4 protein-coding genes are annotated in these 13,198 nt (G+C 48.1%); 2 read left to right on the top strand and 2 right to left on the bottom strand.

Annotated elements, in window-relative coordinates; genetic code table 11:
- Together srfAA and hxlR are read right to left on the bottom strand one after the other, a co-directional pair.
- A complete protein-coding gene (srfAA, locus tag ACZ07B_RS18660; protein ID WP_464877534.1) occupies nt 1-10,764 on the bottom strand; it encodes a surfactin non-ribosomal peptide synthetase SrfAA in 10,764 nt (3,587 codons plus the stop codon).
- Between the two features lie 577 nt (nt 10,765-11,341).
- Nucleotides 11,342-11,704, bottom strand: a complete 363-nt coding sequence (gene hxlR / locus ACZ07B_RS18655) for a transcriptional activator HxlR (protein WP_003246265.1) — start codon at nt 11,702-11,704, stop codon at nt 11,342-11,344.
- Nucleotides 11,705-11,935: 231 nt separating this feature from the next.
- On the opposite strand from hxlR, the gene hxlA reads away from it, so the two are divergent.
- On the top strand, nt 11,936-12,568 hold the full coding sequence (gene hxlA / locus ACZ07B_RS18650) for a 3-hexulose-6-phosphate synthase (protein WP_003234604.1): 633 nt from the start codon (nt 11,936-11,938) through the stop codon (nt 12,566-12,568).
- 5 nt (nt 12,569-12,573) lie between these two features.
- Complete coding sequence (gene hxlB / locus ACZ07B_RS18645) at nt 12,574-13,131, top strand: 6-phospho-3-hexuloisomerase (protein ID WP_338732238.1); 558 nt, start codon at nt 12,574-12,576, stop codon at nt 13,129-13,131.
- Nucleotides 13,132-13,198 lie beyond the last annotated feature (67 nt).

Genomic DNA, 13,198 nt, shown 5'->3' with positions numbered 1-13,198 from the left:
TTAGAAAATTTCCATTAATTTATCCAGCTCATCCAGCGTCAAATCGTCGTCACCAAGATCACTCGGGGTCAGTTCCGTACCGTCTTGAGATAGGCAATGTTCAATGATTCTGAGAAGATGCGCTTTAAAGCTGTCACTGAATGTTTGTACTGTTTTTTCATGAAATTCAAGAGAATGATAGGCCAGTGACATCGTCAGTTTTCCGTTTTCGATATATCCAACAACATCCAGCGCATTCGGTTTTTCTGTTTCAGGGCTTAATGACTGTCCTGATGGCAGCTCTGATCTCGTAAACAAACCTGCATCCGACATTTCGTCAAACTGACCTAAATAGTTGAAGCTGACATCCGGCTGAATCGAGAACGCCACATCTTCTTTATGTTCCGGTGCCGTCAGATAGCGCAGAATGCCGTATCCGACTCCCTTATTCGGCACATGTCTGATATCTTCTTTCATTTGCTTCAGCTGGTAGCCCAGATCATCCGCATGCTTCATATCGAGCACCATTGGGTACATACTTGTAAACCAGCCGACTGTGCGGGAAATGGTCAGATCTTCTATGATTTCTTCACGTCCATGCCCCTCTAAATGAACACTTACTCGATCCTGACCCGTCCACTCCTTCATTGCCAATCCGAATGCCGTCAGCAAAATATCATTCATTTCTGTGTGATATGCCTCATGCACCTTTGTGGTGAGCTGTTCTGTCTCTTCAGCAGTCAGCGAGAATTCAATTGTCTTTGTATGTTTCATTCGCTGATCACCAGATTCGCGGTCTTTCGGAAGCTTTGCTGCGACTACTTGTTCTTCAAGCTGTCTCCAATACTCTTTTTCTTTCAAAAAGGCTTTGGAGTTCGCGAAGTCTTGCAATCTCTCTGCATACTCTGCAAATGAATGTGTTTTCTGCGGGAGAACCGGTTCATTGCCTTGCTCAAGCTGTGTATATACTGCGGCGAAATCCTCCAGTAAAATCCGCCACGACACGCCGTCAACCACTAAATGGTGAATGGCAAGAAGCAAGTGGTCTCCGTCTTCCGCTTGGAACAAGCCTGCTTTTAACAAGCCGCCTTCCTGCAAGTCGATGCTGCTTTGTAAACGCTCCGCTTCTCTCTCTATACGGTCTTCGTAATCTGCAGCTTGGCCCTCAATCTGGATGACCTCCAATTGAGCTGAAGCAGCTTCAAGACCTCTGTTGTATTGAATGACGTCTTCCTGTCCCTCACGGTAGACCATACGGAGCGCGTCATGATGCTCGATCAGCGCCTGCAACGTTTTCTCCACCCGTTCAGGATCAAAGCCCTTCGCGGCGTAAAGCATCACCGATTGGTTCCAGTGGTGCTTGTTCGTGAAGTTCTTTTCAAATAACCAGCGCTGGATCGGCGTCAGGATGACTTCGCCCTCCACCGGGCCTTGGTCTGCCTGTTTGCCTTCGGCACGCTCTACGTACTGGGTAAGCTCTTCGATCGTCGGGTGCTGGAAAAGATCTTTCATTTCCAGCTTCCAGCCGTGCTGGTTCAAGCGGCTCGCCATTTGAATTCCTTTGATGGAATCTCCGCCAAGCGAGAAGAAATTGTCGGTGACACCGACTTCAGACATTCCAAGCACGTCCTGCCAGATGCCGGCAAGCAGTTCTTCCATGTCGGTCGTCGGCGCTTTGTATTCTCCGCTTCCCGCTTCGATGTCCGGCTCAGGCAAGGCTTTGCGGTCCACTTTGCCGTTTGCCGTAACCGGAAGCTCGCTCAGCGTTACCCAGAACGCCGGGATCATGTAATCCGGCAGGGTTTCTTTAAGCGAAGACTTTAGTGCTTCTATATCAGCTGTTTCCGGTGTGACATACGCCGCAATCGCTGTATTGCCGCCTTTATCTTTGACAGCTGTCACCGCCGCATCCTGCACCTCAGAAAGCTGGGCGAGCTGGACTTCAATTTCTGAGAGCTCGATCCGGTAGCCGCGGACCTTGACCTGCTGGTCGATCCGGCCGATGTATTCGATGCCGCCGCCCGTCCATTTCACCAAATCGCCGGTGCGGTACATGCGCTCACCCGGCACAAACGGATCAGCGACAAACCGCTTCGCGGTTTCGTCTTCTCGATTCAGATAGCCGCGTGCCAGTCCGCGCCCCGCCACGCAAAGCTCTCCGGCTACGCCTTCCGGCTGCACCTGATTGCCCTCGCCGAGGATGTATACTCTCGTATTGGCGATCGCCCGTCCGATGGAAAGCGAGCCTTCCACCGGATGGATTTCTGTACTCGTGGCAACGACCGTATTTTCTGTCGGCCCGTAGTTGTTGACGAGTGTGTACGGCTTTTTCACTGCGCGCTTCAGCTTGTCTCCTCCGGTCAAGAGGACGCGAAGTGATGTGTTCTCAAGCTCCATGAACTGTTCCGCAAGCTGTGTCGGCAGGAACGTGATCGTTACGCCGTTCGTTTCAAAATAATCGTTCAGGCGGACGATATCGAGGCGGATCGCTTCATCAATGACGTGAAGTTCAGCACCGATCGTCCAGGTCGGGAACATCTCCCAAATGGAAGCGTCGAACCCGAAGCCCGCGTACTTCGCACTGCGGTCCTCCGCTGTCATGCTGAACGCGTCGTGGTGCCAGAAGCACAGGTTCACAAGCGCATGGTGCTCGACCATGACACCCTTCGGCTGTCCGGTCGTTCCAGACGTGTAAATCATGTACGCCAAGTTCTCCGCGGTTACAGCCGTCTCTGGATTTCCCTCGTCGTTTTCATCAAGCGGCAGGCTTAGAATCGTGCGGCTTCCGTCGAGAAGAATGACATCTCCCGTATAGCTGTCCGGCACTGAAATGCCTTCCTGTTTCAAGAGGAGCTTCGCGCCGCTGTCCTGTAAAATATACTCAATCCGCTGATCCGGGTAGTCAGGATCAATCGGCACAAACGCCGCTCCGGCTTTCAAGACGCCGAGCACCGCGGCGGACATTTCAAGCGACGGCTTCGTGAGAATGCCGACGCGGTCATCCGGGCTGATGCCGCAGTCCATCAGAATCCGCGCGAGACGGTTTGCCTTCGCATTCAGCTCGCCGTACGTCCAAGACTGGCCGTTGTATGTGACAGCCGGGCGGTCTTTGTGGCGCTGGACAGTCTCTTCGAATAGCTGATGAACTGTTTTGTCTGTCGGCACAGGCAGCGCCTTGCCCTTCCATGCCTCAAGAAGCGCTTGCTTTTCTGCCTCGGTGACCAGTGACAGGCTGGAAAGCGGCTGGTTCGGGTTCCCAGTAACTGCATCTAAAAGCTCCATCCAATATTGCTTCCATCGTTCAATCGTTTCCTGCTTAAACAGAGCTGTATTGTATTCGAGTACGAATGTAAGCCCTCCGTCGGTTTCGTCAGCCGTCAGCGTGAGGTCAAACTTGGCTGTTTTCCGTTCAAACGGATGCGGCTCAAGCTGAATCCCTTTCATTGTTAAATCCTTTATATTCGCATTTTGCATTGAAAAAACTGCATCGAATAACGGGTTTCTGCTTGTGTCACGCTGAACTTGAACATTTCCGATCAAATCCTCAAGCGGGTAATCCTGCGCATCAAAAGCGCTGAGTGCCGTTTCTTTCACTTCGTTAAGATAGTCAGCAAAGGTCTTTTCACCCTTCGGATACGTGCGAAGCGCCAATGTATTGACGAACATTCCGATGACGCGGCTGACGTCCGCTTGAGATCGTCCGGCCACAGGTGAACCGACGATGATATCGTCTTGCCCGCTAAGTTTTGATAAAAATGCACTGTATGAAGCCAGAAGCACCATGTAAAGCGTGGAATCCGTTTCTTTTGCAAGCCTGCGCAGAGCATCAGCTTTGCCTGCTTCTAATGAAAATGCAATGCGGTCTCCCTCAAATGTTTGAACGGCAGGCCGACTGTAATCAGTCGGAAGCGTCAGCACCGGCAGCTCTCCGTCCAGCTCCTTCAGCCAATGCTCTTCTTGCTTCTTGTAAAGCTCAGACTGAATGAACTGCTGCTGCCACACGGCATAATCCTTATATTGAATACGGAGCGGCTCAAGGGTTTCTCCGTCGTACAGCTTTGAAAGCTCCTCAATCAGCACACCGACAGATGCACCATCAGAAATAATATGATGCATATCGAACAGCAGCACATGCTCAGTGTCTGAATGCTTGATAAGCCCTATTCTGAACAGTGGAAGTTGGTCGATTTTGAAAGGCTTAATAAACTCAGAAACGATCCGCTCTGTCTCTTCTTCCGGGGCTTCGAAATAGGCTATCTCGCACTCAGCCTCTTCCCAGATCCGCTGCACCGTTTCTCCATCTTTTATTTCAAACGTGGTTCTCAAGGCTTCATGACGCTGCATTAACTGCTGCATGACGCTGTTAAGCCTTTCAACATCAAGCTCACCTGTCAGGCGCAGAACCGCCGGCATGTTATAGCTCGTTTGCGCATCTTCAAGCTGCTGAAGCACGTACATCCGTTTTTGCGGTGAAGAAACAGGATACGTATCTTGTTTCTCTGCCGGGCTGATACTTGCGGCTGTCCCTTTTTCAGCAGAGGCAATCACCTGTGCTAAGCCCTCAACCGTCGGTGACTGGAAGAGATCCTTGAGTGACAGCTCAACGCCCAGTTCCTGATGAACCAAGGCAAGCATCTTCATGCCTGCTAATGAATGTCCGCCAATGTCAAAGAAGTGGTCATAAGCGCCGACTTGTTCAGCCTGAAGCACCTGTGCCCAAATGTCTGCGACTTTTTGTTCCGTTTCATTGCGTGGCGCAACATATGAAACACCTCTTGAAACGTTGGCATCAGGAATCGGCAGCGCTCTCCGGTCAATTTTTCCGTTCCCTGTCAGCGGCAGCTCGTCCATTTGGATAAACACCGCAGGAACCATATATGCCGGCAAGTCCTTCGCAGCATGCTCTCTCATCTCTTGTGATGAGATGTCTCCCGCTCCGACATAGTAAGCGCAAAGCAGTTTATCTCCCGCTCCTTGATCAACGGCAAGCACAACACTTTCCTGAACACGATCATGGGTTTGCAGCTGATGTTCGATTTCTCCAAGCTCGATGCGCTGTCCGCGAATCTTCACCTGATGGTCGATTCGCCCGATAAATTCGATGTCGCCATTCGGCAGCCATCTCGCAAGGTCTCCCGTTTTATACATGCGTTCGCCGGATGTAAACGGATGGGGAACAAATTTCTCCTCAGTCAGTTCTGGACGGTTGTAATAGCCTTTCACGAGTCCTTCGCCACTGACGCAAAGCTCTCCGGCAATCCCGGCAGGCTGCACGTGTCCCGTACTGTCAAGAATGTATACTTCCGTATTGCTGACCGGTTTTCCAATCGGAACAGACAGCGTGTGCTCCTCCAATTCATCAACCGGATGATACGTCGCGAAAACCGTGCTTTCAGACGGTCCATACATGTGAAGGAGCTTGCCCTTTCCAACCGTTTGCAAAGCTTTTCTGACATGCTCAACCGAAGCCCGTTCCCCGCCAAACATAATCTTGCGAAGCGTTGACAAGCACGCCGGATTCAAGTCCACAAGCAAGTGGAACAAAGCGGTTGTAATCATGAGAATGCTGATGTTCTCCCGTTCAATGACGCGGGACAGGCGAGCCATGTCCAAAACGGTTTCCTTCGGTATCAGCACCAGCTTGGCTCCGTTTAACAAAGATCCGAACATATCGAACATAAACGCGTCAAACACGTAATTGGAAAGACCGAGAATCGTATCCTGTTCTGTAATGCTGAGATAATTCGTTCCCTTCACCGTGCGGAGAATATTGGCATGTGTCACGATATTCCCCTTAGGTGTTCCAGTCGTCCCAGAAGTATACGTCAGGTTGGCCATTGCCGCAGAATCAAGAGGCAGTGCGAGATTTCGCGCATCGGCATGATAGCTCTCTTCCTCATCGGCTAGCACGATAACGCCCTTAAATTCCGCTTCTTCCGCTAAAGCCTTTAATTTCCTCTGAGTGAGAAGCACCTTTGCTCCGCTGTCACGGAAGAAATGCTGCATCCGCTGAATCGGATGTTCCGGATCAATCGGAACATAAGCCGAACCTGATTTTAATACTGCCAAGATCGACACAATCATATCCATTGACCGCTCGCATAAGACAGCCGCTGTCCTGCCTTCGCCAGCCCCAAGAGAAAGAATGCCGCGGGCTAAACGATTGGCCCGTTCATTCAGCTCACGATAAGTGAGTGATTCGCCTTCATATTGAAGCGCAGTATGGTCTGGCGTATTCGCCGCTTGCTCCTCAAACAGCTGAACAATTGTTTTGTCTTTCGGATAAGGTGTTCTGCCCGGGTTAAACTGCTGAATTTGCGAAGCAGCCGCCTCTTCAGAAAGAAGCTTATACTCAGAAATCGGCTTCTCCGGATCAGCCGCAGCATCTTCAAGCAAACGCGCAAAATGCGTAAGCAGCCTGTTTGCCGTGCTTTGTTTAAACAGCTTCGTGCTATAATCCAAATCAAGCTCAATGCCTTCATCGATTTCTCTCGCCTGCACCGTCAAATCAAATTTGGCAATCTTGAAATTGGTCTCATGAACAGACAAGGACAGATCGCCGACAGCCGGAATACCCTCTGTCGCGTTTTGAAGGCTGAACATCGTGTCAAACAGCGGATGCCTGCTAACATCACGCGGGATGTTCAAATCTTCAACAAGCCACTCAAACGGATAGTCCTGATGAGAAAAGGCATTCAGCACCTGTTTACGAACACGCGAGATCAATTGGGTAAACGTCTCATCCTGCTTGACCTCACTGCGAATCGCAAGCGTATTGACGAACATCCCGACAATGCCCTCTGTATCGGAATGATTTCTGCCGGCTGACGGTGTCCCGACAATGATGTCATCCTGCCCCGTATACTTTGACAAAAGCGTATAGTAAGCGGACAGCATCACCATATATAAAGTGGCGCCGTTTTGTTCAGCCAAACGATTGAGGCGATCCTTTACCCCCGCATCCAGCTTGATTGACACCCGATCCCCTTCAAAGCTTTGAACAGGCGGTCTTGGGTAATCGGACAGAAGTTGAAGCACAGGGAGCTCGCCTGCAAAGACTTCCTTCCAATAAGCCTGGTCCTTCTTGTACCCTTCAGCAGCCTGTCTGCTTTGCCATACAGCGTAGTCCTTATACTGGAGACGAAGTTCAGGAAGCTGTTCGCCTTTATAAATGCGTGCTAACTCGTCCAGCATAATGCCAATGGATACACCATCAGAAATCAAATGGTGCATGTCAAACAGCAGCATATGACGGTTCTCTTCAAGCCCCAGCAAACCGATTCTGAACAGCGGAGCTTTCGCTAAATCAAATTTCCGAACGAATGAAGCTATAATTTCCTCATCTGAGCGGCCGCCTCTTTCAATCATTTCGATGTTGAAATCAACGCTATCGTGAATGTTCTGTCTCGGCGTGCTGTTTTCAAGAACAAATGATGTTCTCAATGACTCGTGGCGTCGGATTAACCCCTGAAATGCGCGCTCCAGCTTTTGAATATCTAAAGGCCCTTCTAATATTGCTGCTGCCGGCATGTTGTAGCCGACTCCCGCATCCTCGAACTGGCTGACGATATATGTTCGCTGCTGTGCCAGGGAAAGCGGGTAATGCTCCTGTTTTTCAGCAGGTTCAATCACCGAAAACTCCCGGCTTTCTCTGTGATCAGGCTCCTCTGCAAGAGCCGCAATCGTCGGATGCTCAAACAAATATTGAAGCGGAATCTCGACGCCTGTTTCCTTATGAATCTTTGTTAAAAGGGTCATGGCTTTCAATGAATGCCCGCCAGTTTCAAAGAAATTGTCAAAGATCCCCGCCTTCTCAACGTTCAGTACGTCCTGCCAAATGGCTGCGATTGCTTTTTCAGTCTCATTTCGCGGCGCTGTATAGGCAGTGCCGCTGACAGCCTTCACCTCTAGTGCAAACAGCTTGCGGCGGTCGACTTTGCCGCTTGGCGTAAGCGGAATTTCTGTCACTTCTGTAAAGTAAGCCGGCACCATATAGTCAGGAAGCTGTCTGGCCGCATGCGCCCTCAAGCCGGCTGGCGCAAATTCGCTTTCAGGCTTCTGCACAACATATGCGCAAACCTCAAGATTTCCCTGTTCGTCAGGGCGTGCCAAAACAACGGCTTTTGCAACGTCTGGCGCCTGCTGAATCACGGCTTCAATTTCCCCAAGCTCAATCCGGTATCCGCGGACTTTGACCTGGTCATCCTCTCTGCCTAAATATTCGATTGTTCCATCTGGAAGCCAGCGTACCACATCCCCGGTCCGGTACATGCGATCGCCCGGCACGAATGGATCTTGTAAAAACTTCTCTTCCGTTAATTCAGGCAAATGTAAATAGCCTCGGCCCACACCGTCTCCCGCGATATAAAGCTCGCCCGCCACGCCTTCAGGCTGCAGCCGGCCTTTTTGATCCAAAATATATAAGCGGTTATTCCCCAGCGCTTTCCCGATCGGCACATACGCTGATTGAACTGCATTCTCAGGGATAACCGGATGAACAGACGCGTCAACGCATGTTTCAGTCGGTCCGTACACATTGGTCAAACGCGGCGCTGTGCCGGCTTCTTTAAACAGCTTCAGCAGCTTGTCCGCAACAACAGATGACAGGCCTTCTCCTCCGATCAGCATGTGTTTCAGTGTTAGGCCTTCAAAATCGCCCGCTGCTACCAGCATTTGCAAATGAGCCGGTGTTCCATCCGTCGCCTCAATGCTGTTTCTCCGATAATATGCAGCAAGGGCGGCCCCGTTCGTCACTGTTTTCTTCGGTACGATATAAAGGGTTTGTCCCAAAAGAAGCGACGCGAAGATCTGCTTCACTGACGCATCGAAGTGGAACGGCGCAAGCAATGCCATCCGCAGGGTTTGGCTGCCGCTTTGATAAATCGTCTGCTGCAGAGATTCAACCAAATGATGAACCTGGCGATGCTCGATCATAACGCCTTTCGGGCGTCCGGTTGTTCCCGATGTGTAAATAATGTAGGCAAGGTTCCGTGCGTTCACATCTGCATTCAGGCTTTCTTCTGCACCTTCCGCAATCGCCTGATCTAAGTCAACCAGCTCAGCATCGGCTTCAGGCGCCGCAACCTTCGATTCAGTCAGGATGAAGTCCGCCCCGCAGTCCTCCAAAATATATTGAATGCGCTCAGCAGGAAAACCCGGATCAATCGGCACATAGGCTCCGCCGGCTTTTAAAATCCCCATGATAGCTGTAATCATCCGTTCAGAGCGTTCAATCAAAACCGCGACAGGACTGTCCGGGCCAACCCCTTTCTGTTTCAGCACATTGGCGATGCGTGCCGATTGTTCATGTAACGTTCGATAGGACAATGTACGATCTTCAAATACAACCGCCGGATGATCTGAAAGCTGCTCAGCCTTTTCTTGGAACAGTTCCGGGATCGTCATGTCCTTACGGTAGCTCACAGATTTACCGCCCGCCCTCGCAAGTAGCTTCTCTTTCTCCGCATCAGAAATCATCGTTAATTCATCAATTGTATGTTCTGGATGCGTTAACGCGTTCTCCAGCATTGTAATCATGCGCTCACAAATAATGTTGATTTCTTCACGTGAAAATAAATCAGTGCGGTAATCAAAATCTATGGTGAGTTTCCCAGTATCCCATCGATCCTTCACATGGATCGAGACATCATTTAATCCGCTTCCGCTGAAAATCGGCTCAGTCAAAAAGGCAAGATCCTCTTCTTTCTGCCACTGCATCACCTGATATTCAAGAGAAACAGTAAACAGCTTGGTCAGAGAGCTCTTTGTTTCACGCAAATCGTTGATCAGGAGATTATACGGGTACTTTTGGTGGCGGAGTGTCTTCATGAGATCCTTCATCCGGTCTTTGACAAATTCTAAAAACGCCTGCCCGCCGTCAATGTTTGTCCGAAGCGGAACCGTAGAAACAAACATGCCAAGCATCTGCTTCTCTTTCGCATTTGTCCGGTTGCCCATAAAGGTTCCCGTCACAACATCATTCTGGCCGCTGACCCTGTACAAGTAGGCGGCGAGCAACGATTGAAATACCGAAAGAACACTGACTTTATTCGCCTCACAAAATGACAGAATCTGCTGATGAAGCGCTTCAGGCACATCTTTAGAGAACCTCTCAGCATCTAAACTTCCTCCTGCGGAAGCATTCCGTTTCAGGGAAACAAGTTCAGGCACCGATTCAAATTGTTTGTTCCAAAACGCCTTGTCCTTTTCAAACCGCTTCGATTGAGCATAGTCCTGTTCAGATAAAACATGATCGATAAATGAATGCGAGATTCCTTCTTTTGTCTCTGAGCCGCTGGCTAATTCTAAATAAATGTGCATGATCGCATTCCCGAGAATATTCATGGAGATACCATCAGAAATCACGTGATGAACATTTGCGTAAAACCACACTTCATTTTCCTTTATGGTGAACAAGGAAAAACGAAATAAATCACAATCGTACAGCGGCAACGGTTTCTTCGTTTCCTCCCGGCTCCATTGTGAAATAAACTCTATCGCATTCGGATCTTCAGTAGTGTCAGTATGTTTTATATCAACAGGCCGATACTCGCTAATATATTGAACAGGCTCCCCGTTTTCATCTAGCCGCAACCGAAGGCGCATGGCTTCATTTCTGCGAATAAACTCTTGAATCGCCTGCTCAACAAGTACATAATCAATCGCATCAGCTGAAACCAGCTTACCAATCCCCGCAAGATTTGAAATGCTCGTGTGAGGATAAAATTTTTCTGTATACCAAATTCGTTTTTGTGCATCCGTTAAAGGGTAAAAAGTTATTTCCATATTGTCATACCTCCCCTAATCTTTATAAGCAGTGAACATGTGCAACGCATTTTCTCTTTCTTATCCATATCAGCTTTTAATTCTTATGAACTAACAGCCGAAATAGCCCAAAGTACTACACTTAAAAAGCAGAGCTTCCAAACAAAAAAACAGATTGCCGCTATTAAAACGGGCAGCCGTCAGTCAGCATTGCGGCGTTTAACATAAGTGGATAAAGACCGCAAGATCCCCTATCCTAATAGGAAACAATTTTGGCTATTTATTCATTGTTTTCAATATTTTTTATCTTACTACCGTTCACTTTAAATGAAAAAAATGTTTTTATCACCGAAAAATGGGTGAAAAGTTTCATGCGGGATGCCGAAAGATTCCAGTTTATTTACAGGGATATTTTTGCGGGATGCCGCAATCATTTCCACTAAACATTATTTACAGAAAAATAAAAATTTTTAAACCAAACTGCTGCGTTCAATCTTTTTTTATTGCTGAATGCAATTTACAATCTTTACATGACTATGTGTACCGCGCAAAAACCGAAAAAAAGGCAAAAAAAAAAGACACCCTTGCGAAGAGCGTCTTATAACGATTCTTTCATGACATTTTTGTCGATATCAATCAATTCCATATAGCCTTTCCCCCACTCATACATGGCTTCAAGAATAGGCATGAGGCTTTCTCCATGCGGGGTCAGAGAATACTCAACCTTCGGCGGGACAACCGGATACACTTCCCTGTGAACAATCATATCCTGCTCAAGCTCTCTCAGCTGATTCACGAGGATCTTCTGCGTAATATCAGGAATCAATGTTTTTAATTCATTGAACCGTTTTGTGCCTTCTTTTCCTAAATGCCATAAAATGAGCATCTTCCATTTACCGCCAATCACTGCAAGCGTTAATTCCTTCTCACAATTAAACCTTTTGTCGTCCATCCGGCTCAATAGAATCCCCCCTTAGTAACCTTTTTGTATGTTAGATACGTATCATCACTTACTTACTTTTTTGCAGACTCTTTTTTCATTATACTCACTCATAAAATCAAGCGAAAGAAATCTGATTGTCTCTCCTCACAGTATCCTCCAAGTAACTTGTTGACTTCAAAGTGCCTACTTCTCATCAAATAAGAGAACCTATAGAATGAAAAATAATTCGAAAAAGGGAGTGGATCAACAATGGAATTACAGCTTGCATTAGACCTCGTCAACATCCCGGAAGCCATTGAGCTCGTCAAAGAGGTAGAACAATACATCGACGTAGTTGAAATCGGAACACCGGTCGTCATTAATGAAGGCCTAAGAGCCGTTAAAGAAATAAAAGAAGCATTTCCTCAATTGAAGGTTCTTGCAGACCTGAAAATCATGGATGCCGGAGGCTACGAAATTATGAAAGCGTCGGAAGCAGGCGCTGACATCATCACCGTTTTAGGGGCTACAGACGATGCAACGATTAAAGGCGCAGTAGAAGAAGCCAAAAAACAAAAGAAGAAAATCTTAGTGGACATGATTAACGTGAAAGATATCGAATCCCGTGCGAAAGAAATTGACGCACTAGGCGTTGACTACATCTGCGTCCACACTGGCTATGATCTTCAAGCAGAGGGCAAAAACTCTTTCGAAGAATTAACGACAATCAAAAATACCGTAAAAAACGCAAAAACCGCAATCGCGGGCGGCATCAAACTTGATACACTGCCAGAAGTGATCAAGCAAAACCCTGACCTTGTCATTGTTGGGGGCGGAATTACAAGCGCAGCTGATAAGGCGGAAACAGCTTCAAAAATGAAGCAGCTGATTGTCCAAGGATAACTCCGATGAAAACGACTGAATACGTAGCGGAAATTCTCAATGAGTTACACCGTTCAGCAGCTTATATTTCTAATGAAGAGGCTGACCAGCTTGCCGATCACATTCTTTCATCCCACCAAATTTTCACCGCGGGTGCGGGGCGGTCTGGCCTGATGACAAAATCCTTCGCGATGAGATTGATGCACATGGGCTTCAACGCCCATATTGTAGGTGAGATTCTCACTCCGCCGCTCGCCAAAGGAGATCTAGTTATTATCGGCTCAGGATCAGGCGAGACAAAAAGCTTGATTCATACCGCAGCAAAAGCAAAAAGCTTACACGGAATTGTTGCCGCTTTAACCATCAATCCGGAATCAAGCATCGGAAAACAAGCGGACCTCATCATCAGAATGCCTGGTTCTCCTAAAGACCAGTCAAACGGAAGCTATAAAACCATTCAGCCAATGGGATCATTATTTGAACAAACTTTGCTGCTATTCTATGATGCAGTGATTTTAAAACTCATGGAGAAAAAAGGACTCGATTCTGAAACTATGTTCACTCACCACGCAAACCTTGAATAGCATCACACAACCGGCCTGAAGATCAGGCCGGTTTTATTTTTTCTAAAATAAAACTTTAAACCCAAAA

The organism is Bacillus sp. 9.4, from assembly GCF_055486415.1.
This window is presented reverse-complemented; position numbering and strand designations above follow the sequence as displayed.